Raw genomic sequence first — 24,647 nt, 5'->3', positions numbered from 1 at the left:
AGCAGGAACCTCTACTACAGTCAGTTGACTGAGTATTCAGAGGCTTTGCGGTCTTCTGCCAGGCCATCCTGCTATTGCTGTGAACAGCACGAGGTGCAAAAGCATGAACGGATTTCGACGGTTGCTGGCTGCTACCCTGGCCACTTTCGGATTGTTGGCTTCACCCGTTCCAGTGTTCGCTGCCCAAGCGCCGATCCACTTCGCCGATCTGAACTGGGAAAGCGGCAGCCTGATTACCGATATCCTGCGGATCATCGTCGAGAAGGGCTACGGGCTGCCGACCGATACCTTGCCGGGGACGACCATCACCCTGGAGACCGCACTGGCCAACAATGACATTCAGGTGATTGGCGAAGAGTGGGCCGGTCGCAGTCCGGTCTGGGTCAAGGCTGAGGCCGAAGGCAAAGTCGCGAGTCTCGGCGATACGGTCAAAGGTGCTACCGAAGGCTGGTGGGTGCCCGAGTATGTGATCAAGGGCGACCCGGCGAAAGGCATCAAGCCGCTGGCGCCGGACTTGCGCAGTGTCAGCGACCTGCCGAAATACAAGGGTGTGTTCAGCGATCCGGAATCCCCGGGCAAGGGGCGCTTCCTCAACAGCCCGATCGGCTGGACGTCGGAAGTGGTCAACAAACAGAAACTCAAGGCGTATGGGCTGGACGACAGCTATGTGAATTTCCGCAGCGGTTCCGGCGCAGCGCTGGATGCGGAGATCAGTTCTTCGATTCGGCGCGGCAAACCGGTGTTGTTCTATTACTGGTCGCCTACGCCATTGCTCGGCCGCTTCAAACTGATTCAGCTGGAAGAGCCGCCGTTCGATGCCGATGCCTGGAAAACCCTGACCAACGCCGACGACCCGAATCCAAAACCGACGCGCTCACTGCCCTCGAAGCTGTCCATTGGCGTGTCCACGCCATTCCAGAAACAGTATCCGCAAATTGCCGAGTTCTTCAGCAAGGTCGATTTGCCAATCGATCCATTGAACAAGGCACTGGCCGAGATGAGCGAAAAACACACTCCGCCACGTCAGGCGGCGCAGGCGTTCATGAAGGCGCACCCGGACGTGTGGCAGGCCTGGGTGCCCAAGGAAGTGGCGGATAAAGTCTCCGCCGAATTGAAGTGAGCGATTGACCTTTGTAGGAGCACGGCTTGCCGGCGATGGCGTCCTTGAAAACGCCATCGCGAGCAAGCTCGGCTCCTACAAGACAGCAGTTCTGCTCGCGGTCTTAGAACCTGGTTTGCACCGCCAACTCGAAGGTGCGCGGCGTACCGAGGTAATACGCCGGTGACACATGCGCGAATTCGGCATACACCTCATTGGTCAGGTTGCGTACCCGGCCGGTGACGGTGGTGTGTTGATCGACCTTGTAGCTGAGGAACGTTCCGTAGAGCGTGTACGACGGCACGGTCAGGGTGTTGGCGCTGTCGGCAAACACCGAGGCCACATACCGCGCATCGACACCGCCCTGCCATTGCGGCGCGAAGTCATAGGTCAGCCACAGATTGCCGACCCGGTCCGGCACGTTGGTCGGTGTGTTGCCTTTGCGTGAAACCACGACACCCGCGGCATTCTTCTCGTTGAATTCGTCGTACTGCGCATCGACCCAGGCGAAATTACCTTCGGCCAACAGCTTGTCGGTGATCCTGAACGAACTGGCCAGTTCGATCCCTTTGGACGTCTGCTGACCCACGGGAATGCTGCTGGTCGGATCCAGTGGATCGGTGACTGCGAAGTCCTTTCGCTCGATCGTATAAGCCGCCACCGTCGCCGAGCCGCGGCCGTCCAGATAGTCGAATTTACTGCCGACTTCCCATTGCTTGCCGGTGGACACGTCGAAATCCTGCGTGCCGTTGGGTTGTTCGGCGGCGGTGCTGTATTGCACGTAGACGTTGGCTTCGGGAATGAATTGGTAAGTCAGGCCGACCCGGCCGGTCACCGGCTCCCAGCTGCGCTTGAGGTGCCGGGGATTGCTGGCGGTCACGACTCGGTGGTTGGTCACGTCCAGGTCGATGTCGTCGTAACGCAGGCCGGTCAGCAGCGCGAGTTTGTCGGTGAGGGCCAAACGGTTCTCGGCGAACAGGGCTTTGGTGGTGACTTCGTTGGTCTTGTCGCTGACAAAACCCGGTCGGGTGCCCGGGATGTCATAGAAGTGACCCGGCTGAAAGTTGTTCGGGTCGACGGTGCTGGCACCTTTGACGTTCAGCGGCGAGTTGGTGGTCTGGTTGACCTTGTACTCGAAGCCGCCGGACCAGGTCATGTCCAGCCCGAACAACGTGTTGTCGTGACGCAGTTCGAACTGGTTGCCGTTCTGCTCGCCCTGATGCCGGACCTGATACGCCGTGGAGCGATTCACCGCACTGTTGTCGGCGTTGTACTGATAGGTTTCCAGGTTACGGTAATCGCGCTGGCTGTCGAGGTGGTAAAGGGTGTTGCGCAGGCTGGTGCTGTCGTTGATCCGGTAGTCGATGATCGAGCGCACCCAGATCGTGCGTTGCTCGTAGCGGCCGTCCTCGACGTTGTAGTTGTTGAATCGGTTGTGCTTGTCGATCTTCAATTCGCCGGCCTTGGGGTTGAGCACCGGGGTGCCCCAGTAAGGGCTGTCTTCGTGTTCATCCTGATATTCCAGGGCCAGGGTGTGGGACAGGCTGGGCGTCAGGTCGCTGAGCAGCGAGAACGCCACGCTCCACGCATCGCGCTCCTGACGGTCGATGTAGCCGTTGCCGGTGTTGTGGCTGACGTCGAGCCGCGCATAGTGCTGAACGTCCGCGCTGGCATCGCTCAGGGCGTGGTTGAGGCCGAATGCGGTCTCGGTAGTGTCGTAGCTGCCGTAGCTGACCCGGCCTTCGACGGCTTGCTCTTCACGAGTGGCCAGTTTGGTCACGTAGTTCAGCGAGCCGCCCACGGAGCCAGCACCATTGATCAGCGATGACGGGCCGCCCACCAGTTCCACTCGATCATAGATCCAGGCGTCTACCGGCCGGGCGAGGCCGCCGGAGACATTGATGCCGTTGAACATCTGGGTGATCTGGCTGCTGGTGAAACCGCGGTAGGAGACGAACCCGCCGAAACCCGGCGGTGCGCTGGCATTGACGCCCGGCAAGGTGTTGGCGGCGTCCTGGAAGTTCTGCGCGCCGTGGCGCTCGATGTCGTTGCGGTTGGCCACGGCCACCGAGGCCGGGGTTTCGCGCACGCTCAGGCCAAGCCGCGACGCCATGCCGCTGGACTGATCCAGACTCAGCCCTGGCTCAGCCGCAGTTTCGCCATCAATGGTGATGGGCGCGAGGTCGATTGTGGATTGCGCCCAAGCGTTTACAGACAGGCAGCCGAACAGGCTTGCCAGTAAAGGAATGCGTTTCATCGATGAATCCTGAATGCTTGACTAGGAAACAGCGCACACGCCAATGCCACGCGTTGGCGAGGTGGGCTGATCAGAAAAGGCGAAGAAATTCAGGCGACAGGCGGAGCGCGAGGGTTGGCCGAGGGCCAGGTGAAGCGGGCAGGGAGGTCAGCATTGGCGACGACGGCCAAGGGCGGACTGTGTTGCTGCGGGAGGATCGCCAGGGTCAGGCTGGAATTGAGCGCCGGGCCCATGCCGCCGGTGGAGCACAACGGGCAGCCGAAGGACTTGGACAGGGTCGGCAGTTTGTCTTCGGAAGTGTTCGACGAGGCCGGCAGCTGGCTGGCCGGGTCGACGGTACAGAACTGGCCGCCGATGCCGTTGAGCTGCATCCCGACCATTTGCCCGTGACCGATACTGCAGGCGAACACATTGAACAGGACGCAGCAATAAAGCATCCAGGCCATCAATGTGCGATCAGTTCGGGCGAGTTTCATGGAGCGGCACTTTATCATCGCCGATGACGAATACCCTTACAAAATCGTTCAAGGAAGTTCATTCTGCTGCGACATTTCACGCTGGAAGTCCGAACATGAGCCTATTGATCGCGCAATGGATGGCTGCCATCTTCCTGTTGATCAGCCTGATCCACCTGTACTGGGCGGCGGGTGGCACGTTGGGTAGCGAGGCGGCGGTCCCGCGAATATCCACGGAGGACGGCGGAGAACCCAGGCCGGCCTTCAAGCCTTCAGGCTTCGCCACGTTGCTGGTGGCGGTCGGGTTGCTGCTGATTGCGATGCTGGTGTGCTTGCGGGTCGGTCTGTATTTGCCGACGGTGCATCACTCGGCGCTGCAATGGGTGATCAGCGCTATTGCGATGGTGATGTTTGCCAGGGCGATTGGCGATTCGAATTTGATAGGGTTCTTCAAGCAGGTGAAGGATTCGAAGTTTGCCCGGCTCGACACGTGGGCGTATTCGCCGTTGTGTGTGGTGTTGGGGGCCGGGTTGTTGGCCGTTGCCTGGATCTGAGGCAAAGCAAGATCAAAAGATCGCAGCCTCGTTTCACTCGACAGCTCCTACATGGGTTATGCATTCCCCTGTAGGAGCTGTCGAGTGAAACGAGGCTGCGATCTTTTGGCGTCTAACTCCCGCTCTCTGTGCGCCGACTACTCACCTCAGCCGGCACATCATCCCCCGCCATACGCTTGCGAAATAACGCCGCCCGCGCCAGCAGCAGCGTGGTCACCGGCACCGTCAGCGACAACAGAATCGGAATCAGCCAGGCATGCAGCACCGGCCCGGACTTGAGTGCCGAAAAGTAAATGATCGAGGCCAACGCGACGCACCAGGCGCCCAAGGTCGACGCCAGCGCCGGCGGGTGCATGCGCTGGAAGTAATCTTTCATCCGCACCAGTCCAACCGCGCCGATCAGCGCAAACAGACTGCTGAGCACCAGCAGGATCGCCACCGGAATTTCCACCCACAGAGACAGTTCAGCGCTCATTCGATCACCTCGCCACGCAGCAGGAATTTCGCCAGGGCAAACGAGCCGACGAAACCGAACAGCGCAATCAGCAGCGCCGCCTCGAAGTAAGTGTCACTGGCATAACGAATGCCCAGCGCCAGCATCATCAGCATCGCGATGATGTACAGGTAATCCAGCGCCAAAACCCGGTCCTGCGCCGATGGCCCTTTGAACAGCCGGATCAGGGTCAGAATCATCGCCAGCGAAAAGATGAACAGGCTCAGCAGGATCGCGTTCGACAGCAATGCGCTCATTCGAAGATCTCCATCAAGGGGCGCTCGTAGGTCGCCTTGAAGTGCTGGATGAACAGCGCTTCGTCATCCAGATCGAAGACGTGCAGCAACAGAATGCTGCGGTCCAGCGCCAGTTCCGACCACACGGTGCCGGGAATCACCGTGCAGATCATCGACAACGCGGCCAGGCCATTGGCGTCACGCAAGTCCATCGGCACCTTGATGAAGCGCGAACGCGGTGGACGGCGACCGGCGTTGAGCACGCCCCAGGCCACGACGAGGTTGGACACCACCACATCGCGACCGACAAGAAAGAACAAACGCACAATCACACCCGGTCGACGAATGCGGATCGGCAGCGGTCGCAGCTTGCGCATCATCAACGGCGCGCAGAACCCCAGCACCGCGCCCAGCAGCAGATTGCCGGGACTCATCGACAGGTTCAGCACCAGCCACAGCAACCACAGCGCCAGCGACAACCAGGGAGCAGGAAACAGACGCTTCATGGTGTGACCTCCGCTACCGCGGCTTTGGCTTCGGGGCTTGGAATCGCACGGGTACCGAGCACCGCCATCACGTATTGCTGCGGGTTGTTCAAGGCTTGGGCGGCCGCCTGGGTGTAGCGCAGCAGCGGTTCGGCCTTGAAGGTCAGCGCAATGCTCAAGCCCAGCAGCGCAATGATCGGCACGCATTCGAAACGTCGCAGCAACGGCGACGGCCGCTCCTCGGGTGTCCAGAACCGCTGGATGCCCAAGCGCGAGAACGCGATCAACGATGCCAGCCCGGAGAGGATCAGCAACGCCAGCAAGCCCCACGCTGCGTTTGAGATCGGCTCATCGCTGCCATTGCCCAGGCCCAACGGATTGAGCAGGGCGCTGAGCAAGCCGAGTTTGCCAATGAATCCCGAGAGCGGCGGCATGCCGATGATCAGCAGCGAGCAGGCAATGAAGCTCAACCCAAGGAACGCCATGGTCCAGGGAATCACCTGGCCGACCACGGCTTTCTGCTCGTCATCGAGGTTGATGCCTTTGGGTGGCTGCAAGGATTCCATCGGTCGCGGCAGATCGCCGTCATCGAAAAACGGCATTTCATTGGCCGAACGCGAACGCTCGATCAACTCGGCCAACAGGAACAACGCGCTCAATGCCAGGGTCGAGCTGACCAGATAGAACAGGGCGGCGCCGATCAGGTTGGGCTGGGCGAAACCGATGGCCGACAGCAGAATCCCGGCCGACACCAGAATGCTCAGGCTGGCCAGGCGCTCCAGACGTTGTGCGGCCAGGATTGCCACCGCAGCGCAGACGATGGTCGCCATGCCGCCGTAGATCAGCCAGTCGCCGCCAAAGTACGCCGAGGCGCCGGCCTGGCCGGAGAAGAGCAAGGTCCACAAGCGCAGCAAGGTGTAGACGCCGACCTTGGTCATGATCGCGAACATCGCCGCCACCGGCGCGCTCGCCGCGGAATAGGCCGGCACCAGCCAGAAGTTCAGCGGCCACATCCCGGCCTTGGCCAGGAACGCCACGGCCAGAATCCCCGCGCCGGCATGCAGCAGGCCGCGATCGGCTTCCGGCACCAGCGGGATTTTCAGCGCCAGATCGGCCATGTTCAGGGTGCCGGTGACGCCGTAGATCAGCGCCGCGCCGATCAGAAACAGTGACGAGGCCAGCAGGTTGATCGAGATGTAATGCAAACCCGACGACACCCGCGACCGGCCCGAACCGTGGAGCATCAGGCCATAAGAGGCCGCCAGCAACACTTCAAAAAACACAAACAGGTTGAACAGGTCCGCCGTCAGGAATGCGCCGTACAGGCCCATCATCTGAATCTGGAACAGCGCGTGGAAACTCGAACCGGCGCCGTCCCAACGGGCCATGGCGAACAGCAGGGCGCTGACGCCGATGATCCCGGTCAGCACCAGCATCAGCGCCGACAGTCGATCGACCACCAGCACGATACCGAACGGCACCTGCCAGTTGCCTGGCAGGTACACGCCGATGGAGCCGGGGACGCCCGTCTCCTGAGTCCATTGCAGCAACAGCACGGCAATGCCCAACCCCACCAGGCTGGAAAACAGGTTGATCTTGGCCTTCAGCGGCCGGTGTTTCTCGCCCAGCATCAGCATCACGGCGGCGGTCAGCAGCGGCAGCAGAATCGGTGCAGCGATCAGGTGCGGCATCAGATTCATTCTTTAGGCTCCCGGCCATCCACATGGTCGGTACCGGTCAGGCCCCGGGAGGCCAGCAGCACCACCAGAAACAATGCGGTCATGGCGAAGCTGATCACGATCGCGGTCAACACCAGCGCTTGCGGCAGCGGGTCGGTGTAGTGCAACAGGTCCTGCGGCACGCCGTCCTTGATGATCGGCTCCTTGCCGATAAACAGGCTGCCCATGCTGAAGATGAACAGATTGACGCCGTAGGACAGCAGGCACAGGCCCATCACCACCTGAAACGTCCGTGGCCGCAGGATCAGCCAGACGCCGGACGCGGCCAGCACGCCGATGGCGATTGCGATGACTTCTTCCATCAGACGGCTCCTTTCGTGGCGACGGATCTGGGCAGGGCAGCGGTCTTGTGACCGCGTACCGATTGGTGGGCGAGGGCGGTGAGGATCAACAGGGTCGAACCGACCACCACGGCGTAGACGCCAATGTCGAAGAACAGCGCGCTGGCGATGTGAATGTTGCCCAGCACCGGCAGTTCGAAATGCCAGGTGTGGGTGGTCAGGAATGGATACCCGACCGCCATCGCCCCAAGCCCGGTGACGGTGGCGAACAGCAGACCGGTGCCCATCCAGCGCAGCGGTCGCAGGCTCATTTGCGCTTCGACCCACTGGGTGCCGGCGACCATGTATTGCAGGATGAACGCTACGGACATCACCAGACCTGCGACAAAACCGCCGCCCGGTTGATTGTGGCCGCGCATGAACAGGTAGACCGACACTACGAACGCAATCGGCAGCAGCAGGCGAACCAGCACCGCCGGCACCATCATGAAACCGAGCGCGGTATCGCTGGCGTGACGCGGGTTGACCAGGTCAGTGACCACGTCCGGTGCAAGCAAACGCTGCTGGGCTGGCAACTGCAGGCTTTCTTTTGGCGGGCGGAAACGTCGCAGCAGGGCGAATACGGTCAGGGCCACAGCCACCAGCACGGTAATTTCACCGAGGGTGTCGAAGCCGCGGAAGTCCACCAGCATCACGTTGACCACGTTGCTGCCGCCGCCTTCGGGCAGGGCTCGGCTGAGGTAGAACGAAGAAATGTGGTTCGGCGTCTGGCGCGTCAGCATCGCGTAGGCCAACAGCGCCATGCCGCCGCCGACCACGGTCGACAACAGCAAGTCGCGGATACGGCGGATGCGTGCCTTGCGCAGGGTGCTTGGCAGCGGCGACACCTCTTCGATCCGTCGAGGTAGCCAGCGCAGACCCAGCAGGATCAGCACCGTGGTCACCACTTCGACCGCCAGTTGCGTCAAGGCCAGGTCCGGCGCCGAGAACCAGACGAAGGTGATGCAGGTCATCAGGCCGCAGACGCTGACCATGGTCAGGGCCGCGAGCCGGTGATACTTGGCCTGCCACGCCGCGCCGAGGGCGCAGGCAATCGCCAGCAGCCAGAGGGTCACGAACACAATCGAACCCGGAATCTTCGGCCGGTCGCCCCAACTCAGGCTGCTGTGGAGCATCGGGATCAACCCGGCCAACACGGCCGCGAGCACCACCAGGAACAATTGGGTTTGCAGGCGCTTGGTGCTGATCCGCCGCTCGAGACGACGGGCCAGGCGCATCATGATCACCAGGCTGCGTTCGAACAGGCGCTTGCCGTTGAACCGACCAATGATCGGCGGGTACTTGAAACGCCCGTGTTTGAGCTGAGTGCGCAACAGCAGATAAAGCACGATGCCGCAGGACATGGCGATCAGGCTCATGATCATCGGCGCGTTCCAGCCGTGCCAGATCGCCAGGCTGTATTCAGGCAAGGTGCCGCCCACCACCGGCAGGGCAGCCGCGGCCAGCAACGGGCCGACCACCTGCGCCGGGAAAATCCCCACGACCAGGCAGGCGAATACCAACAACTCCACCGGCGCGCGCATCCAGCGGGGCGGCTCGTGTGGGGTGTGTGGCAAGTCGGTGGCGGTCGGGCCGAAGAATACGTCGACGGTGAAGCGCAGCGAGTAGGCGACGCTGAAGGTACCGGCGATGGTCGCGACGATGGGCAGCGTCATCTCGATCCAGGCCGTGGCATTGATGAACACGGTTTCGGCGAAGAACATCTCTTTCGAGAGGAAGCCGTTGAGCAGCGGCACGCCGGCCATGGAAGCGCTGGCGACCATGGCCAGGGTGGCGGTGAACGGGATCAGCTTGATCAGGCCGCTGAGCTTGCGAATGTCCCGGGTACCGCTTTCGTGGTCGATGATCCCGGCGGCCATGAACAGCGAAGCCTTGAACGTGGCGTGGTTGAGAATGTGAAACACCGCGGCCACGGCGGCCAGCGGACTGTTCAGGCCCAGCAGGAGGGTGATCAGGCCCAGGTGACTGATGGTCGAGTAGGCCAGCAACCCCTTGAGGTCGTTCTGGAACATCGCGCAATACGCACCGAGCAACAGGGTGCAAGCGCCGGCGCCGCTGACGATGTAGAACCATTCTTCACTGCCGGACAGCGACGGCCACAGCCGTGCGAGGAGAAACACCCCGGCCTTGACCATGGTCGCCGAGTGCAGATAGGCCGAGACCGGTGTTGGCGCCGCCATCGCGTGGGGCAGCCAGAAGTGGAAGGGGAATTGCGCGCTTTTGCTCAGGGCGCCGATCAGGATCAGGGGCAGCAGAATAGGGTAGAGGGCGTGTGCGCGAATCAGATCGCCGGCGGCCAGGACCTTGTCCAGGTCATAGCTGCCGACCACATGGCCGAGCAGCATGACCCCCGCCAGCAAACACAAACCGCCTGCGCCGGTGACCATCAGCGCCATATAAGCACCGCGTCGCGCATCGGCGCGGTGGTGCCAGTAGCCGATCAACAGGAACGAAAAGAGGCTGGTCAGCTCCCAGAAAAACACGATCTGGATCAGGTTGCCGGAGATCACCAGTCCGAGCATGGCGCCCATGAACGCCAGGAAAAACGCGAAGAACCGTGGCACCGGATCGTCCGGCGACATGTAGTAGCGGGCGTACAACGAAACCAGCGTGCCGATGCCCAGCACCAGCATCGAGAACAGCCAGGCAAACCCGTCCATGCGCAGGACGAAGTTCAGGCCAAGGCTGGGGAGCCAGAAAAATTCTTCGCGGATCACGCCACCATCGGCGATTTGCGGGTACAGCAGGGCGACCTGAACGGTGCCTATCAAGGCAACCAGACCAGCCAACAAAGATTCGGTGTTACGCGCGTTGTGCGGCAGCAAGGCTGCCAGACAGCTGCCGATAAAAGGCAGAAGCAGTAGAACTATCAGGGACATAGGCTTCTAATCTGCGGAAGTTTGTGAAGCATCATACGTGCCAGCTCCCGGATCACCAAACGCCAAGCTGTCGCAGAATCCTACAAGGTAGACGGAAAATTCCTGATTCACATTGTTTCCAAAACCTGTATTTGACCGGTCTGACGCCATCGCGAGCAAGCTCGCTCCCACAGTGAATCGTGGTGTACATAGGTTATGTGTACACCAAAGACCTAATGTGGGAGCGAGCTTGCTCGCGATAGCTATCTATCAGGCGCCGCAGATATGGCGGCTTAACCCTGTGTTTCCCGCTCCAACTCCTCTTCAGTTGCAGCAGCCTTACCCTTGGTCTTCAACTCACTGACGATCACCGCCGCCACAATCAACCCCGCCCCAACCAGCGCAATTGCCGGCAACCGCTCCCCGGCAATCCGCCCGACAATCCCGGCCCACACCGGCTCACCGGCATAAATCAACGTCGCCCGAGTCGGCGAAACGCTTTTCTGCGCCCAGTTCATCGCCACTTGAATCGCCGCACTGGCCGCGCCCAAGCCCAGCGCGCTGCATAACAGCAGCCAGGAGAAGTCCGGAATTCTTTCCTGAGTCGGCACCACCATCAAAAACGCCAGCGCCGAGGTGACCGCCAATTGCACCACCGTCACCCGTCGCACATCGACCTGGCCGGCATAGGTGCTGATCAGAATGATCTCCGCTGCAATCGCCACGGCGCTGATCAGCGTGGCGATTTCACCAGGGCTGAAATTGAACGATGCGCCGGCTGGTCCCGACAGCAACATCAACCCGGTAAACGCCAACATGATCCCGATGCTCGGCATCAACCCCGGACGCCGCCCCAGCACCAGCCATTGCAGCAACGGCACGAAGGGCACGTACAACGCAGTAATAAACGCCGACTGACTGCTGGGAATGCTCTGCAACCCGACGGTCTGCAATCCATAGCCAAGCATGATCGCCACGCCGATAAAGGCCCCAGCCTTCAATTCGAACAGCGTCAGTTCCCGCAGATGACGCCAGGAAAACAGCGCAACAATGAACGCCGCCGCAGCAAAACGCAGACCGACGAAAAACATCGGCCCGCTGACGGTCATCGCATGTTGCACCAGCAAGAAGGTGCCGCCCCAGACCATGGTGATCAGCACCAGCACGCACTCGGCCTTGCTGAACCGCGAGAAACGGGGGGAAGTGTGAGGGGTATTCACCGACGTCATGACCTTGCGCGCTACCTGAGGGGGACGCACAATGCGCCGAATGTTGCGCAGTATACTGCCCAACCCCACTAAGTGAGCAATATAGTGCACAAAGATTCTACCCAGCGGGCTTCGGTCCTCCAGCACGTCAGCCTAAACGTTCGACGCTTGCGCCACGCCGCCGACATGAGCCAGGCGACGCTGGCGGAAAAATCCGGGGTCAGCCGCCGGATGCTGGTGGCCATCGAGGCCGGCGAGAAGAACGTCAGCCTGACCACCCTCGACCGCGTGGCCGAAGCGCTGAACGTTGCATTCAGCGACCTGATCCAGGCCCCGGATGCTCGCGACCCGAGCCGCATCAACGAAGTGGCCTGGGCCGGGAAGATTCCTGGCAGCAAAGCCGTTTTACTCTCCAAAGCCACCGCCACCCGTGAAGTGGAACAATGGGAATGGTGCCTGCAACCAGGGGAAATTTACCCGTCGCAACCGGACGCCGAGGGTTGGAGTGAGCAGATCTATGTGTTCGAAGGCTGCCTGACACTGATGCTGGGCGATACACCACATGAGATCGCTGCCGGCGAGTTCTACATGTTCGCCAGCAACCAGCCCCACGCCTATCGCAACGATGGGCCGGTGGCGGCGCGGTTTGTGCGAAATGTGGTGATCTAACTGTTTGCGGATCAACACTGGATAGACACTTTGCTGTTTTATAGCTGCGAGTCTTTCTCGGATGATTCTTTAACATATTGAAAATAAAGTGATTTAGTTTCAGGCACGACTCCTGCAAAAGCTCTGGTGCATTCACCAGATCCCGGAGTCGGCCCATGACAGCCTCTGCCCAACCCTCTCGCACCGCCCATGTGATCCGCTCGGACGCCGAGGCGATTGCCGTCGCCCACAAGCTCGCCGCACGCTTTGCCATCGAGGCCAGCGTGCGGGATCGCGAGCGACGCTTGCCAGTCGCCGAGCTCGACGAGTTCTCCGCCAGCGGCCTCTGGGGCATCACCGTTCCCAAGGAATACGGCGGCGCTGGCGTGTCCTACGTGACCGTCGCCGAAGTGATCAAGATTATTTCCGCAGCCGACTCGTCCCTCGGCCAGATCCCGCAAAACCATCTAGGCGTGCTCGACATCCTGCTGCAAACCGCCACCGAGGAGCAGAAGCGTTACTACTTCGGCAAAGTCCTGCAGGGCTACCGTTTCGGCAACGCCTTCTCCGAATCCAAAAGCAAAAATGCCGGGGCCTTCGAAACCCGAATCCGTTTCGACAAAGACACCGCGCAGATTGATGGCGAGAAGTTCTACTGCACCGGGGCCTTGTTCGCGCACATCGTGCCAGCGGTGGCGGTCGATGAAGAGAACAAGGCCTTCATCGCCTTCATCGAGCGTGACAATCCCGGCTTGACCGTCATCGACAGCTGGGACGGTTTCGGCCAGCGCACCACGGCCAGCGGCGGTGTCACCCTGAGCGCGGTGAAGGTCCCGCTCAGTGCGGTCATTCCGGCCCACAAGGCCTTCGACGAACCCACCGCCGACGGCCCGATTTCACAAATCATTCAGGCTGCCGTGGACACTGGCATTGCCGTCGGCGCCCTGGAAGAAACCAAACGCTACGCCCGCGAAGCCCGACCCTGGATCGACAGCGGACAGGATCACGGCTGGCAGGACCCGTTCAGCATCGCTGCGATTGGCGACCTGGAATGGCGAGTCCACGGCACCGAAGCGATCCTCAAAAAGGCCGGTCGCGCCATTGACCATGCCTTGCTCAACCCCAACGAAGAAACGGTGGCCCGTGCTTCGTTGGTGGTTGCCCAGGCGAAAGTGCTGTCCGCCGAGATCGCCTTGCTTGCCAGCAGCAAACTCTTCGAACTGGCCGGTACTCGCTCGGTGCTCGGCAAATACAACCTCGACCGCCACTGGCGCAACGCCCGGACGCACACCCTGCACGACCCGGCACGCTGGAAATACCACCTGATCGGCAACTACCTGCTCAACGGCGTGAAGCCTGCGCGCCACGCCTGGAACTGAGGAGCCCACCATGAACGCTTTGACCCAACCCAATGTTGCCGGGCATTCCCTGGCGAAAAGTCAGCATGACCTGCACAACGCTCGCAGCTTGCTCGATACGACCTTGCGTTTCGTCCGTCAGACTCAAGCCACGGATGACCCTTACGTCATCAGCCGCTTCGGCGATTTGCACATTCGCATTGAAGTCGCCGCCGCGCTGCTCGAACGCGCCGAAGATTTTCTGAACAGCGTTGATGACGACACGGAAATCAGCGTCGCCATCGCCGAGTCGCACCTGGCCAGCGCGGACGCGCTAAATGCCGTCAGCAACGCTGAATTCGAACTCACCGGCCAACGCACCGTGTTGTCTGGATCGCTGCATGACCCGTTGCATCGGAAACTCCACCTCATCGGTAACTTCCGCCTCAACGGCATCCATCCCCCAAGTTTTCGGAGTGCGGTTTGATGGCCCGTGAAATTCGTCTCAACGCGTTTGACATGAACTGCGTCGGTCACCAGTCGCCGGGTCTGTGGGCGCATCCGCGAGATCGCTCCTGGCAATACAAGGATCTGGAGTACTGGACCGATCTGGCGAAAATCCTTGAGCGTGGCAAGTTTGACGGCTTGTTCATTGCCGATGTGCTGGGCATCTACGACGTTTATAACGGCAATGGTGACGCGGCGATCCGTCAGGCAGCGCAAGTACCGGTCAACGACCCACTGCAATTGATTCCGCCGATGGCGCTGGTCACCGAGCATCTGGGGTTCGGCCTGACCGCGTCGCTGTCGTTCGAACACCCGTATCCGTTCGCCCGACGCCTGTCGACCCTCGATCACCTGACCAAGGGCCGCGCCGGCTGGAACATCGTCACCTCGTATCTGGAAAGTGGCGCAAAGAACCTCGGCCAGAAAAACCAGACCGAACACGACGCCCGTTACGACTTCGCCGAAGAGTACCTGGAGGTTTGCTACAAACTGTGGGAAGGCAGTTGGGAAGAGGGTGCGATCCTGCGGGATCGCGAGCGGCGGATCTTCAGCGACCCAAGCAAAATCCACGAGATCCGGCACGTCGGTAAGCACTTCCAGGTACCGGGCATTCATCTTTGCGAACCCTCGCCGCAACGCACGCCGGTTCTCTATCAGGCTGGCGCATCGAGTCGCGGCAAGCAGTTTGCCGCCGAGCATGCCGAGTGTGTGTTCGTTGCTGCACCGTCGAAAGTGCTGCTGAAGAAAACCGTTGCCGACATCCGTCGTCGTGCTGCCGAAGCCGGACGCGATCCGTCGAAGATTCTGATCTTCAACCTGCAAACCGTGATCCTCGGCGAGACCGACGCCAAGGCCAAAGCCAAGTTCGAGGAGTACAAAACCTGGGTCAGTTATGAAGGCGCGATGGCGTTGATCTCTGGCTGGACCGGGATTGATTTCAGCCAGTTCAAACCCGATGAGCCGCTCAAGCATGTGCATACCAACGCGATTCAATCGGCGGTGGAAGCGTTCTCCACGGCGGACCCGAACAAGGTCTGGACCCCGAATGAACTGGCTGACTGGGTGGGCATCGGCGGTTTTGGTCCGTTGTTTGTCGGCAGTCCGGAGACCGTCGCCGATTTGCTGCAGGAGTGGGTCGAGGAGACCGATGTGGACGGCTTTAACCTGGCCTATGCACTGACTCACGAAACCTTCATCGACGCCGTGGAATTGCTGGTGCCGGAGTTGCAGAAGCGCGGAGTGTACAAAACCGAATACGCGCCGGGGACCTTGCGCGAGAAGTTGTTTGGGGAAGGGCCGCGCTTGCCGGAGATTCATCCGGGCGCGGGTTATCGAGACCTCGCGGCGTTGCGGCAGCAGGAGAAGAAAGTCGCGACTGCCTAAATGACTTGAACACAACACATATCCCCTGTGGGAGCGAGCTTGGTCCGGGCGGCGTTCCGACGATGAGGCCAGCACATCCAACATCGATGTCGCCTATTAGACCGCCATCGCGAGCAAGCTCGCTCCCACAGGGGACGGTGGTGTTTTACAGATCTCAGCCCGGCGGACCACCGCGCGCTTTTGCCCAGGAACAAGAGGTCACCCATGAGCGTGCACGAACTCAAACGTCCGCCAATCGCGGACACCACCGAGTGGCGGGTCGAAGTGCCCCAGGCTTTGGAGCAGTTGCGCCACTGGGCTCAGGTCAGCCCCTTGCAACCGGCCTTGCGGCACAAGCGCCATGGTCAGTGGTTCGTTTGGCGCTGGATCGATGCCTTACGCGATGTCGAGCGTTTGGCGGATGGTTTGAGTCAGCAAGGATTCACAAAAGAATCGCGTCTGGCGTTGAGCGGTGCGTTCGAGCCGAATCTATTGCTGCTGGCCCTGGCGGCGCTACACATCGGCGGTGAACTGCTGACCTTGCCGGACAACCTCGACTCCGAATCACTGCACAAAAATCTATGGCGCAGCCGTCCCACTCACGCGTTCGTCCAGGACCGACAGACCCGACAGCTCTGGCTCAACGAAGGCCAGTCGCTGCTGAACTTCGATGATCTGCTCGGCCCGGTTGAACCCCCGCAACGCCTGAACCGCTGGGCACAAGGCAAGCCATTGTGGAGCGAAGAGGGCACCCAATGGCAGGCCGGCCTCAGCGTTTTGCTCGAACACTGGCTGACCAGCGGCCAATCACTGGCCTTCCCGGAAAGCCCCGGCAGTGCCAGTCGTGACCGTCGTGAAGTGGCACCCTCGGGATTGCTGTTATCGGCCGAGCGCCTGCAATTGCTGGCCGCCGAAATCGACAGCCGTCTCGCCCCCCAAGGCACCTGGCGCCGACGCCTCTGCGACTGGGCCATCGCCCACCCGGAAAAAGGCCTGCAACGGCTGATCAAAAACCGCGTTCGCCGACTGCTGGGCTTTCAAAACCTGCATTTCATCTGGCAAGCCACGCGCGCGCCCGACGCTCAACCTGCGCCTGCCTGGCTATCCGAATTCAAACGGGACATCGCATGAGCTCGACCGATTCCATCCTGCAAGTCAGCGGTATTTCTCTGTCCTACTTTGGTACTGCTTGATGAACCTTCATGGGTTTGGCGCCTATTATCGTCCAGGAGATTTTCGAGATGAAACATTGATCAGTGAGAACGCCATGACTGAAACCCAAAGCGGACAGGCCACCGACGCCATCCGCCGTGCGGACATCCTGATCGTCGGCGGCGGCCTCAGCGGTGCAATGCTGGCGGCGCAGTTGCTGCGCTTGCCGGGCAAACGCCAGGTGCTGGTGATCGAACCCCGCGCCGAACTGGGACGGGGCGAAGCGTACAGCGCGGTCGAATTGGGCCACACGCTCAACGGCAATGCGGCGCGGATGAGCGTCGACCCGGACAACGCCGACGACCTGACTCAATGGCTGGCCGAGTACATCGCGGCCGGCGGCTGGCCGGAGTCTGATGAGCAACATGTGCCGGTCAGCGAATTGTTCCCGCCGCGGGGGATTTTCGGTTTGTACGTGCAGCAACGCCTGGCCGAAGCGCAAGCGGTGGGGGCGTTGAACGGGTCAACGGTCGAGCATGTGCGGGCCGAGGTGGTTGACCTGCAAACCCGAGACGATTCTGTGTTGCTGACGTTGAGTGACGGGCAACGCTTGCAGGGCGCTTATGCGGTGTTGGCCACGGGGATGTTCCCCGCTGCGCGTACTCCACAGACCGAATCCAGCGGCTTGAACGCCGCTGCGCTTGATCCGTGGGATGTCGCTGCCATGCAGCAACTCGATCCGCAGTCGACCGTGCTGATCATCGGTTCGGGCCTGACCATGGTCGATGCCGTGGTGTCGCTGGAACAAGCCGGGCATCGCGGGCCGATCGAAGTGTTTTCCCGGCATGGCTTGCTGCCTCATGTACGTCGTCAGCCACCGGCCTGGGCAGACTTTCTCGCCGAGGATCAGAGCATTCGCACGCCGCGACAGCTGGTGCGCGAACTGCGTCGGCATTGCCGGGACGCCATCGCTCAAGGCATCGACTGGCAGGCGCCGCTCGACACCGTGCGGGCGCACATTGGCCGCTTGTGGAATCAGGCGACGGACGCGCAGCGTCGACAGTTTGTGCGACATGTGCGGCCGTGGTGGGAAAGCCATCACCACCGCTCGCCGCCGTTGAGTGCCGAACTGGTGGAACGGTTGCACAAGGAAGGGCGGTTGCGGATTCAGGCGGCGTCGTTCAAAGGGCTGGAGCCTTCCTCGGGCGGTGAAGTCAGTATCCGCATCCGCCGTCGGGGTGAATCAGAAACCACCGTTGTCAGCGGCGCGGCATTGATCAACTCCAGCGGCATCGAATACGACTGGCGCCGGGTCGCCCGACCGCTGCCACAGCAACTACTGGCGCGCGGACTCGTCCGGCCGGGGCCGTTGGCGCTGGGGATTGCAGCGGCAGTCGATGGCGCGGTGCTGGATGCCGATGCACACGTCGCCAGCCGCCTGTTCGCCATGGGCCCACCGTTGCGCGGCATGTGGTGGGAAAGCACGGCGGTGACTGACGTGGCGAGCCAGGCCAAGGCGTTGGCAGCGCGGTTGGCGGGCTAAACCTTCAGAAACAACAAACCCCGGGTAGATCGGATCTACCCGGGGTTTGTTGTTTCAAGCGGCGCAAAGCCGTTGATCAATAACGCTGATACTTCGAACCGAACTCAGGGCGGTTTTCAGCGACGTAGAGTTTGCTCGCCTGGCTGTCTTTGTGATCAACACTGACGGTGTTCACGTTCAGAGTGGCCGGTTGGCTGACTTTGGCCACTGCAACGACTGGCGAGGTGGCGTGTGGGGCGGCGATGGCGGAGGTAGCGCCAAGAACCGAAAGGGCGAATCCAAGACCGATGATGCTTTTCATGATGGTGCTCCAGAGAGTGGGGAGAAGATGTGGCCACTGTAGTGCTGGAGCATCGCGATGAAAAAACACCCTGACGCATAGTTGTTATCGAGAGCGTTGATCCATTGTCAGCGGGGTGGGTTGTCGCTGAGCCAGCGCTGCTTGAGTTGTTCCAGGCGCCCATCGCGGTTCATCTCGTCCAGCGCCTGTTGCCAGCGCGCGACCTGGCGCGCATCGGTCTGCGGGGAAAACGCGATGTAGGTGCCTTGCTTCATCAGCGGCATCTGATAGTGCAACTGGCTGGGCGCCAAGCCTTCCTCCCGGGCGAGGGTGGCGATGGAGAGGGTGTCGGCCACCACAAACTCGATGCGCCCCAGACGTGCCAGACGCATCATTTGTTCGGGCGTTTCCACACCGTACAGATTGTTCAGACCCTGCTTGCGCAGGTAGTCGTAAGCCAGCCATTTTCGCGGGACGGCGATACGGCCCTGGGTGCTGGCGTCCTGCAAACTGCGCACCGGTTGCTGGGTGTTAGCGGAATACAGCGCCGTTTCCACGTCCATCAGCGGTCCGACCCACTGGTACAGGCCATCGCGCTCGGCGGTGCGCAACACCGTAAACACCCCGGTGGCAGGCTCGGTCGTGGCGACGTGCAGGGCGCGCAGCAAAGGGACTTGTTGCAAGTGCACCTGGTCGCCGGTGCGTTCGGCCAGTGCCTGTACCACGTCCACGCCAAACCCCACCAGTTGGTTACCCTGCTGAAAATGCAAGGGCGGATGGTTGTCGGTGAGCAGGTTCAGATCCGCCGCGAGCGCCGTAAAGGTCAGGAAAGACAACAGGCAACCGGCAATGCGCTTCATGAATCGTCCTTGATCAAATGAGGCGTAAATCTTAGTACGGGCGTGCTGTAGATGTCCCGAGGAATTGTCGGACTATTGCGTCAGATCTCAGGACTTATAGGTGTCATGCAGGGTGGATGCAGATGGGGTTTGTCTGACGGAACACAGTCAAATGTGGGAGCGAGCTTGCTCGCGATGGCGGTGTGTCATTCAACAATGATGCTGACTGACAGTCCCTCAACGCGAGCAAGCTCGCTCCCACATTTGATCTCTGCCGCTGTGTAGATCTCGATCAGTACCGCTGATATTTCGAACCGAACTCAGCGCGGTTTTCCGCTACAACCACACCACCGCGCAGGGCATTGCTCGGGCTGACCGATGCCACACGTTCACGCAGTTCTTGCAGACGGTCGGCACCGCCTTCGGCCACGCGATTCTCGATCAGACGATCGGAGCCGCCTTCCACCAGCAGTTGTTGAACCTGGCCAGGGGATGCAGCATTGCCGGTGTGGGCCGACGCCAGGCTCGACAGGCCGAGACCACTAACCAGTGCCAGACCGAGTGCCAAGGACGAGACTTTCGAGAAGTTGATCATGGGTGATTCTCCGTGCGTTTAGTTTGAGTGGGTCGGTAGCTGCTGCTATCCGGTGATCACAGTTAAACGCTCGGGTGTATCGGTGATGTGTGCTCGGACAAGCCGAAATCGGTGTCTGCGTATCTGTCGCGGGTTCTTATACAGACGGATACAAAATCCTATGATTCTGCGCCGAGCAATTCCACCGGGTAGGAGAACACGTAGCCTTCGCTGCGCACGGTTTTGATGTAGGTCGATTCCCGTGAGTCATCCATCAATCGCTGGCGCAGACGGCTCACCAGCAAATCAATCGAGCGATCAAACAGGTCGGCGTCGCGGCCCTGGGTCAGGTTGAGCAACTGGTCACGGCTGAGCACCCGTTGCGGGTGATCGAGGAACACGCGCAGCAGACGGTATTCGGCGCCACTGAGGGCCACCATCGTGCCGTCTTCGTCGAGCAAGTGCCGGGCGGTAGTGTCCAGGCGCCAGCGACCGAAACCCAGCAATCGGCCAGTTTCGGTGATCAGCAGGTTGGGCGGCAGCATCCGCGTACGGCGCAACACGGCATTGATCCGCGCCAGCAGTTCACGGGCGGCGAAGGGTTTGGTCAGGTAGTCGTCGGCGCCCATTTCCAGGCCGAGGATGCGATCGGTTTCGTCGTTGCGTGCGGTGAGCATCAGGATCGGTGTGGCTTTGTGTTTACCCGAGCGCAATTCGCGGCACAGCAGCAGGCCGTCATCGCCGGGCATCATGATGTCCAGCACGATCAGGTCCACCTGATTGGTTTCCAGAAAGCTGCGCATCTGCCGGCCATCGGCGACGACGGTGGTGCGCAGGCCGTTCTTTTTCAGGTAATTGCCGACCAGCTCGCGAATCTCCCGGTCGTCGTCGACGATCAGGATGTGGTTCACATGTTCCATCGCTCAAGCCTCTTGTTATTCGCTTTGTATCGCACTGTATCTGGCGCCCTGTGTGACACCTTACGCCTTAATACGCCTGGTTTTACGACACATGGCAGATACCTCGGGCCGATTAAATGGGTTCCATCGAGACAAGCCGACTTGCCTCACTCCACCGCCCATTGCAACCCAGAGGAAATCACCATGAACTGGAACAAACTGATTGCCGCCAGCTTCTTCGCGGTCCTGAACGTTGCAGCCTTTTCGGCCCATGCCGATGTTCAAGCGCCGTCGCAGACAACTTCTCACGGCACCCACCTCGATATCAAGAAAGTGGTTTCCATCGTCGACAACGGCGGCGGCAATTGCGGCATTGTCGATGCCCGCCTGACCTATCTCGATTCCAGCGGCGCGCAGAAAGTCCTCGATTACAGCAAATTCGCAGAGTGCGGCAATCAGGGCGGCTGATCTTTTCACTACGCTCATCGCTGTCGATCCAAAACACCCGGTCAATGACTTCCAGGGAAATCACCATGAAGATGAATGTGTTGAGCAAAAAAAACGACTCACGTCGTCGTTTCTTTGGCCCATCGGTCCTCGCTTTCGCGCTGATGCAGTTAGGTGCCCTTGGTGCTGCCAATGCGCAAACCGCGACGCCAGAACCCGTGGTGGCCGGCGCCGGCACCCTCAAGGCGGACTCGTTCGGCCCGCTGAAGCATGTCAACGCCGGGTTGCTGAATGTGGCTTACGCCGAAGTCGGCCCCGTCGAGGGTCCGGTGGTGATTCTTCTGCACGGCTGGCCCTACGACATTCACAGCTATAGCGAAGTGGCGCCCTTGTTGGCGGCCAAGGGTTACCGGGTGTTGATCCCGTATGCACGAGGCTACGGCGACACGCATTTCCTGTCCGACAAGACTGTTCGCAACGGTCAGCCTGCCGCGCTGGCCAGTGATGTCATCGACTTTATGGATGCGCTCAAGATCAAGAAGGCAGTGCTCGGCGGCTACGACTGGGGCGCGCGCTCGGCGGACATCGTTTCGGCGCTCTGGCCGGAGCGGGTAGAGGCGCTGGTCTCGGTGAGCGGCTACCTCATCGGCAATCAGGCCGCCGGCAAGAATCCATTGCCGCCCAAGGCTGAGCTGCAATGGTGGTACCAGTTCTACTTCGCTACCGAACGCGGACAGGCCGGTTACGAAAAAAATCGCCACGACTTCGCCAAGTTGATCTGGGAGCTGGCATCGCCGAAATGGAAATTCGACGACGCGACCTTCGACCGCAGTGCTGCTGCCCTGGAAAACCCAGACCACGTCGCTATCACGATCTTCAACTATCGCTGGCGGCTGAGCATGATTCAGGGCGAACCTCAATATGAAGCGCTGGAGCGGCGGCTGGCCAAGGCCCCGGTCATTACGGTGCCGACCATCACGATGGAAGGTGACGCCAACGGGGCGCCGCATCCGGCTCCCGAGGATTATGCCAAGCGCTTCACCGGCAAATATGAGTTCCGACTCATCAACGGCGGCATCGGCCACAACTTGCCGCAGGAAGATCCGCAGGCCTTTGCCAAGGCAGTGATCGACGCGGATAACCTCTGAGCATTAGTGCCGCGAGATCATTCCCACGCGGGAGCGTGGGAATGATCTTTAGCCGGGTTACGCAACCACTTGATAACACGGCACATACGCCGCGCCGCCCGGCAGTTTCATCCGGTGCTGGGCGACGAAGGCCTTGAGCAGTTGATCCAGCGGTTGCATCACCGCCGCATCGCCACGGATCTGATACGGCCCGTGCTCTTCGATCAGGCGGATGCCCTTGTCCTTGACGTTGCCGGCGACGATGCCGGAGAACGCGCGGCGCAGGTTGGCGGCCAGTTCGTGGGCCGGCAGGTTGCGACTCAGTTTCAGGTTGGCCATGTTTTCGTGGGTTGGATCGAACGGGCGCTGGAAGCTTTCGTCGATCTTCAGCAACCAGTTGAAATGGAACGCGTCATTGCGCTCGCGACGGAACTGTTTGACCGCCTTGAAGCCTTGAGTCATTTGACGCGCGACTTCGGCCGGGTCGTCGATGATGATCTCGTAGTGCTGCTTCGCGGCTTCACCCAGCGTGGCACCGACAAACGCATCCAGTTGCTCCAGATACGGCGCGGCATGTTTCGGTCCGGTGAGGACCACGGGGAAGGGCAGGCCGGCGTTGTCCGGGTGCATCAGGATGCCGAGCAGGTACAGGAACTCTTCGGCCGTGCCGGCGCCGCCTGGGAAAATGATGATGCCGTGGCCGACGCGGACGAAGGCTTCCAGACGTTTTTCAATGTCCGGCAGGATTACCAGTTCGTTGACGATCGGGTTCGGCGCTTCGGCGGCGATGATGCCCGGCTCGGTCAAGCCGAGGTAGCGGCCGCCGTGGATACGCTGTTTGGCGTGGGCGATGGTCGCGCCTTTCATCGGGCCTTTCATCACGCCAGGACCGCAACCGGTGCAGATGTCGAGGCTGCGCAGGCCCAGTTCGTGGCCGACTTTCTTGGTGTATTTGTATTCTTCGGTGTTGATCGAGTGGCCGCCCCAGCACACCACGATCTTCGGCTCGACGCCGGGGCGCAGGGTGCGGGCGTTGCGCAGCAGGTGGAACACGTAGTCGCTGATGCCCTGGGAGGTGCTCAGGTCGATGCGTTGGGCGTCGAGTTCGTTTTCGGTGTAGACGATGTCGCGCAGGGCGCTGAAGAGCATTTCCCGGGTGCTGGCGATCATTTCGCCATCAACGAAGGCGTCGGCCGGGGCGTTCAGCAGTTCGAGGCGTACGCCGCGGTCCTGCTGGTGAATGCGGATTTCGAAGTCTTTGTAGGCTTCGAGGATGGTTTTTGCGTTATCGACATGGGCGCCGGTATTGAGGATGGCCAGGGCGCACTGGCGGAATAAGGTGTAGGTGCTGCCGGATCCGGCTTCGCTCAGTTGCTGTACTTCACGTTGAGAAAGGGTTTCCAGGCTGCCTTTTGGGCTGACCGAGGCGTTGATTACTTGTCGTTGGGTCATTCAATGATCCTTAAAACGATGCCTTTCATACAGGCAAATGGCATCCGAATAGTATGTATCCATGAAAGAAGATGGCACGAACTGCGCTGTATCGCCATTTCCCCGTTTGACGATGAAAAGATGAAAAGGAGCCCCAGCATAGCTAAATCCCCTGCAGAGGCGATAATGCCCCGCAGCCTTTTTACCCATGCCCTCAAGGAACCCCGTCGCGATGTTCGAAATCCAGCCGCAGAACCCCGAACGCTATCGAAGCCAGACGCGACGCAGCACAATAATCATAGCCTTGATTTTCCTGGCCCTGGCGATGGTGTTGTCCACCACGGCGGTGGCGCTGTTCGGCGAACCCGGTGGCGACAATCTGCGATTCAACGTCGGCGGCGTGTTTGTGTCGGTGCTGCTGATGGCCGCGCTGATGCGCGGCACGTTCTGGACCCAACCATGGATGGCCCCGGCGGTTTACGGCTGGCAGCTCAAGCGCAGCCTGATGAGCATCACCAACGTCATGCATCAGGTGACGGCGGCGGTGGAGAAGGAGGATCCGACGGCCATGAAGCTGCTGCGTTTCTACCATCTGGGGTTGAGCCAGATGCACGAGCTGGACGGCAACTCCAGTGATCACAGCCAATTGACCCGCGAGATGGATCAGCACAAGGCGCGGATGGAAGCGCTGGGCATCGAGACTGATCAGACGCAATTGAATCCCGCCTGGATCGAGGCCGTGAAGCAGACGCCACGCTAAAACATTGGATCTAATG

The 24,647-nt window shown here is 60.7% G+C and carries 25 protein-coding genes; 11 read left to right on the top strand and 14 right to left on the bottom strand.

What is annotated here, in order from left to right; all coding sequences use genetic code 11:
• Window positions 1-103: 103 nt before the first annotated feature.
• On the top strand, window positions 104-1,120 hold the full coding sequence (locus tag ACA079_RS20240) for an ABC transporter substrate-binding protein (RefSeq protein WP_497700676.1): 1,017 nt from the start codon (window positions 104-106) through the stop codon (window positions 1,118-1,120).
• Window positions 1,121-1,223: 103 nt separating this feature from the next.
• Here ACA079_RS20240 and ACA079_RS20235 read toward each other — a convergent pair whose 3' ends face one another.
• Entirely contained in the window at window positions 1,224-3,356 is a 2,133-nt protein-coding gene (locus ACA079_RS20235; RefSeq protein WP_497700675.1) for a TonB-dependent receptor, read from the bottom strand.
• Between the two features lie 89 nt (window positions 3,357-3,445).
• Window positions 3,446-3,832 carry a DUF2946 domain-containing protein gene (locus tag ACA079_RS20230; protein ID WP_497700674.1) on the bottom strand — a complete coding sequence of 129 codons (387 nt, stop codon included), beginning with the start codon at window positions 3,830-3,832 and terminating at the stop codon, window positions 3,446-3,448.
• Window positions 3,833-3,927: 95 nt separating this feature from the next.
• Between ACA079_RS20230 and ACA079_RS20225 the strand changes: the two genes are divergently transcribed.
• The gene (locus ACA079_RS20225; RefSeq protein ID WP_497700673.1) at window positions 3,928-4,365 is read left to right on the top strand and encodes a DUF3995 domain-containing protein; all 438 of its coding nucleotides are present in this window, start codon (window positions 3,928-3,930) and stop codon (window positions 4,363-4,365) included.
• A gap of 112 nt (window positions 4,366-4,477) precedes the next feature.
• Here the strand turns inward: ACA079_RS20225 and ACA079_RS20220 are convergent, their stop codons facing one another.
• From ACA079_RS20220 to ACA079_RS20190, 7 genes are all read right to left on the bottom strand, one after another.
• Window positions 4,478-4,840 carry a Na+/H+ antiporter subunit G gene (locus ACA079_RS20220; protein ID WP_497266263.1) on the bottom strand — a complete coding sequence of 121 codons (363 nt, stop codon included), beginning with the start codon at window positions 4,838-4,840 and terminating at the stop codon, window positions 4,478-4,480.
• Window positions 4,837-5,115 carry a K+/H+ antiporter subunit F gene (locus ACA079_RS20215; RefSeq protein ID WP_008151692.1) on the bottom strand — a complete coding sequence of 93 codons (279 nt, stop codon included), beginning with the start codon at window positions 5,113-5,115 and terminating at the stop codon, window positions 4,837-4,839. The genes ACA079_RS20220 and ACA079_RS20215 overlap by 4 nt, the downstream gene beginning before the upstream one ends.
• A complete protein-coding gene (locus tag ACA079_RS20210) occupies window positions 5,112-5,600 on the bottom strand; it encodes a Na+/H+ antiporter subunit E (protein WP_415769690.1) in 489 nt (162 codons plus the stop codon). Before ACA079_RS20210 ends, ACA079_RS20215 begins: the two co-directional genes overlap by 4 nt.
• The gene (locus ACA079_RS20205; protein ID WP_497700672.1) at window positions 5,597-7,279 is read right to left on the bottom strand and encodes a monovalent cation/H+ antiporter subunit D; all 1,683 of its coding nucleotides are present in this window, start codon (window positions 7,277-7,279) and stop codon (window positions 5,597-5,599) included. Before ACA079_RS20205 ends, ACA079_RS20210 begins: the two co-directional genes overlap by 4 nt.
• Window positions 7,276-7,620 carry a Na+/H+ antiporter subunit C gene (locus tag ACA079_RS20200; RefSeq protein WP_007986256.1) on the bottom strand — a complete coding sequence of 115 codons (345 nt, stop codon included), beginning with the start codon at window positions 7,618-7,620 and terminating at the stop codon, window positions 7,276-7,278. Before ACA079_RS20200 ends, ACA079_RS20205 begins: the two co-directional genes overlap by 4 nt.
• The gene (locus ACA079_RS20195) at window positions 7,620-10,538 is read right to left on the bottom strand and encodes a monovalent cation/H+ antiporter subunit A (RefSeq protein WP_497700671.1); all 2,919 of its coding nucleotides are present in this window, start codon (window positions 10,536-10,538) and stop codon (window positions 7,620-7,622) included. Before ACA079_RS20195 ends, ACA079_RS20200 begins: the two co-directional genes overlap by 1 nt.
• Before the next feature lie 272 nt (window positions 10,539-10,810).
• Window positions 10,811-11,836 carry a DMT family transporter gene (locus ACA079_RS20190; RefSeq protein ID WP_497700670.1) on the bottom strand — a complete coding sequence of 342 codons (1,026 nt, stop codon included), beginning with the start codon at window positions 11,834-11,836 and terminating at the stop codon, window positions 10,811-10,813.
• Here ACA079_RS20190 and ACA079_RS20185 point away from each other — a divergent pair.
• The 6 genes from ACA079_RS20185 to ACA079_RS20160 all read left to right on the top strand — a co-directional run bounded on the left by ACA079_RS20185 (window position 11,831) and on the right by ACA079_RS20160 (window position 18,274).
• Window positions 11,831-12,394 (top strand): helix-turn-helix domain-containing protein, encoded by a 564-nt coding sequence (locus ACA079_RS20185; protein WP_497700669.1) that lies wholly within the window; start codon window positions 11,831-11,833, stop codon window positions 12,392-12,394. The genes ACA079_RS20190 and ACA079_RS20185 overlap by 6 nt on opposite strands.
• A 155-nt stretch (window positions 12,395-12,549) precedes the next feature.
• Entirely contained in the window at window positions 12,550-13,752 is a 1,203-nt protein-coding gene (locus tag ACA079_RS20180) for an SfnB family sulfur acquisition oxidoreductase (RefSeq protein WP_497700668.1), read from the top strand.
• Window positions 13,753-13,762: 10 nt separating this feature from the next.
• Window positions 13,763-14,197, top strand: coding sequence for an acyl-CoA dehydrogenase (locus ACA079_RS20175; protein ID WP_497700667.1), 435 nt, complete (start codon window positions 13,763-13,765; stop codon window positions 14,195-14,197).
• Window positions 14,197-15,600, top strand: a complete 1,404-nt coding sequence (locus ACA079_RS20170; protein ID WP_497700666.1) for an LLM class flavin-dependent oxidoreductase — start codon at window positions 14,197-14,199, stop codon at window positions 15,598-15,600. The genes ACA079_RS20175 and ACA079_RS20170 overlap by 1 nt, the downstream gene beginning before the upstream one ends.
• Window positions 15,601-15,804: 204 nt before the next feature.
• Complete coding sequence (locus tag ACA079_RS20165; protein WP_497700665.1) at window positions 15,805-16,710, top strand: AMP-binding protein; 906 nt, start codon at window positions 15,805-15,807, stop codon at window positions 16,708-16,710.
• Window positions 16,711-16,846: 136 nt separating this feature from the next.
• Window positions 16,847-18,274, top strand: coding sequence for an FAD/NAD(P)-binding protein (locus ACA079_RS20160; RefSeq protein WP_497700664.1), 1,428 nt, complete (start codon window positions 16,847-16,849; stop codon window positions 18,272-18,274).
• Window positions 18,275-18,350: 76 nt separating this feature from the next.
• Here the strand turns inward: ACA079_RS20160 and ACA079_RS20155 are convergent, their stop codons facing one another.
• The 4 genes from ACA079_RS20155 to ACA079_RS20140 form a co-directional block, all read right to left on the bottom strand.
• Window positions 18,351-18,575 (bottom strand): hypothetical protein, encoded by a 225-nt coding sequence (locus ACA079_RS20155; protein WP_497700663.1) that lies wholly within the window; start codon window positions 18,573-18,575, stop codon window positions 18,351-18,353.
• A 107-nt stretch (window positions 18,576-18,682) separates the two neighbouring features.
• Entirely contained in the window at window positions 18,683-19,414 is a 732-nt protein-coding gene (locus tag ACA079_RS20150) for a substrate-binding periplasmic protein (protein WP_497700662.1), read from the bottom strand.
• A gap of 271 nt (window positions 19,415-19,685) precedes the next feature.
• Window positions 19,686-19,988, bottom strand: coding sequence for a phage infection protein (locus ACA079_RS20145; protein ID WP_497700661.1), 303 nt, complete (start codon window positions 19,986-19,988; stop codon window positions 19,686-19,688).
• Window positions 19,989-20,146: 158 nt separating this feature from the next.
• Complete coding sequence (locus tag ACA079_RS20140; RefSeq protein ID WP_056744878.1) at window positions 20,147-20,887, bottom strand: response regulator; 741 nt, start codon at window positions 20,885-20,887, stop codon at window positions 20,147-20,149.
• Between the two features lie 183 nt (window positions 20,888-21,070).
• Here ACA079_RS20140 and ACA079_RS20135 point away from each other — a divergent pair, with 183 nt between their 5' ends.
• Both ACA079_RS20135 and ACA079_RS20130 read left to right on the top strand, forming a co-directional pair.
• Window positions 21,071-21,334, top strand: a complete 264-nt coding sequence (locus tag ACA079_RS20135; protein ID WP_497700660.1) for a DUF2790 domain-containing protein — start codon at window positions 21,071-21,073, stop codon at window positions 21,332-21,334.
• A 65-nt stretch (window positions 21,335-21,399) separates the two neighbouring features.
• Window positions 21,400-22,461, top strand: coding sequence for an alpha/beta fold hydrolase (locus ACA079_RS20130; protein ID WP_497700659.1), 1,062 nt, complete (start codon window positions 21,400-21,402; stop codon window positions 22,459-22,461).
• A 57-nt stretch (window positions 22,462-22,518) separates the two neighbouring features.
• Here ACA079_RS20130 and ppnN read toward each other — a convergent pair whose 3' ends face one another.
• On the bottom strand, window positions 22,519-23,892 hold the full coding sequence (gene ppnN, locus ACA079_RS20125) for a nucleotide 5'-monophosphate nucleosidase PpnN (RefSeq protein ID WP_415769661.1): 1,374 nt from the start codon (window positions 23,890-23,892) through the stop codon (window positions 22,519-22,521).
• 211 nt (window positions 23,893-24,103) lie between these two features.
• Here ppnN and ACA079_RS20120 point away from each other — a divergent pair, with 211 nt between their 5' ends.
• Complete coding sequence (locus ACA079_RS20120; RefSeq protein ID WP_497700658.1) at window positions 24,104-24,631, top strand: DUF3087 domain-containing protein; 528 nt, start codon at window positions 24,104-24,106, stop codon at window positions 24,629-24,631.
• The last annotated feature ends 16 nt before the right edge of the window (window positions 24,632-24,647 follow it).

The sequence above is a fragment of the Pseudomonas sp. LBUM1645 genome (assembly GCF_059716185.1).
The sequence above is the reverse complement of the archived record's forward strand: the minus strand, read 5'-3'. Positions and strand labels throughout refer to the sequence as shown.

Bases quoted from the DNA above. Each gene is read 5' to 3' on its own strand.
- ACA079_RS20120 (WP_497700658.1), top strand. From the start codon at position 24,104: ATGTTCGAAATCCAGCCGCAGAACCCCGAACGCTATCGAAGCCAGACG.
- ACA079_RS20210 (WP_415769690.1), bottom strand. From the start codon at position 5,600: ATGAAGCGTCTGTTTCCTGCTCCCTGGTTGTCGCTGGCGCTGTGGTTG.
- ACA079_RS20165 (WP_497700665.1), top strand. From the start codon at position 15,805: ATGAGCGTGCACGAACTCAAACGTCCGCCAATCGCGGACACCACCGAG.
- ACA079_RS20130 (WP_497700659.1), top strand. From the start codon at position 21,400: ATGAAGATGAATGTGTTGAGCAAAAAAAACGACTCACGTCGTCGTTTC.
- ACA079_RS20140 (WP_056744878.1), bottom strand. From the start codon at position 20,887: ATGGAACATGTGAACCACATCCTGATCGTCGACGACGACCGGGAGATT.
- ACA079_RS20200 (WP_007986256.1), bottom strand. From the start codon at position 7,620: ATGGAAGAAGTCATCGCAATCGCCATCGGCGTGCTGGCCGCGTCCGGC.
- ACA079_RS20220 (WP_497266263.1), bottom strand. From the start codon at position 4,840: ATGAGCGCTGAACTGTCTCTGTGGGTGGAAATTCCGGTGGCGATCCTG.
- ACA079_RS20170 (WP_497700666.1), top strand. From the start codon at position 14,197: ATGGCCCGTGAAATTCGTCTCAACGCGTTTGACATGAACTGCGTCGGT.
- ACA079_RS20160 (WP_497700664.1), top strand. From the start codon at position 16,847: ATGACTGAAACCCAAAGCGGACAGGCCACCGACGCCATCCGCCGTGCG.
- ACA079_RS20150 (WP_497700662.1), bottom strand. From the start codon at position 19,414: ATGAAGCGCATTGCCGGTTGCCTGTTGTCTTTCCTGACCTTTACGGCG.
- ACA079_RS20240 (WP_497700676.1), top strand. From the start codon at position 104: ATGAACGGATTTCGACGGTTGCTGGCTGCTACCCTGGCCACTTTCGGA.
- ACA079_RS20230 (WP_497700674.1), bottom strand. From the start codon at position 3,832: ATGAAACTCGCCCGAACTGATCGCACATTGATGGCCTGGATGCTTTAT.
- ACA079_RS20215 (WP_008151692.1), bottom strand. From the start codon at position 5,115: ATGAGCGCATTGCTGTCGAACGCGATCCTGCTGAGCCTGTTCATCTTT.
- ACA079_RS20180 (WP_497700668.1), top strand. From the start codon at position 12,550: ATGACAGCCTCTGCCCAACCCTCTCGCACCGCCCATGTGATCCGCTCG.
- ACA079_RS20205 (WP_497700672.1), bottom strand. From the start codon at position 7,279: ATGAATCTGATGCCGCACCTGATCGCTGCACCGATTCTGCTGCCGCTG.
- ACA079_RS20235 (WP_497700675.1), bottom strand. From the start codon at position 3,356: ATGAAACGCATTCCTTTACTGGCAAGCCTGTTCGGCTGCCTGTCTGTA.
- ppnN (WP_415769661.1), bottom strand. From the start codon at position 23,892: ATGACCCAACGACAAGTAATCAACGCCTCGGTCAGCCCAAAAGGCAGC.
- ACA079_RS20195 (WP_497700671.1), bottom strand. From the start codon at position 10,538: ATGTCCCTGATAGTTCTACTGCTTCTGCCTTTTATCGGCAGCTGTCTG.
- ACA079_RS20135 (WP_497700660.1), top strand. From the start codon at position 21,071: ATGAACTGGAACAAACTGATTGCCGCCAGCTTCTTCGCGGTCCTGAAC.
- ACA079_RS20175 (WP_497700667.1), top strand. From the start codon at position 13,763: ATGAACGCTTTGACCCAACCCAATGTTGCCGGGCATTCCCTGGCGAAA.
- ACA079_RS20155 (WP_497700663.1), bottom strand. From the start codon at position 18,575: ATGAAAAGCATCATCGGTCTTGGATTCGCCCTTTCGGTTCTTGGCGCT.
- ACA079_RS20145 (WP_497700661.1), bottom strand. From the start codon at position 19,988: ATGATCAACTTCTCGAAAGTCTCGTCCTTGGCACTCGGTCTGGCACTG.
- ACA079_RS20225 (WP_497700673.1), top strand. From the start codon at position 3,928: ATGAGCCTATTGATCGCGCAATGGATGGCTGCCATCTTCCTGTTGATC.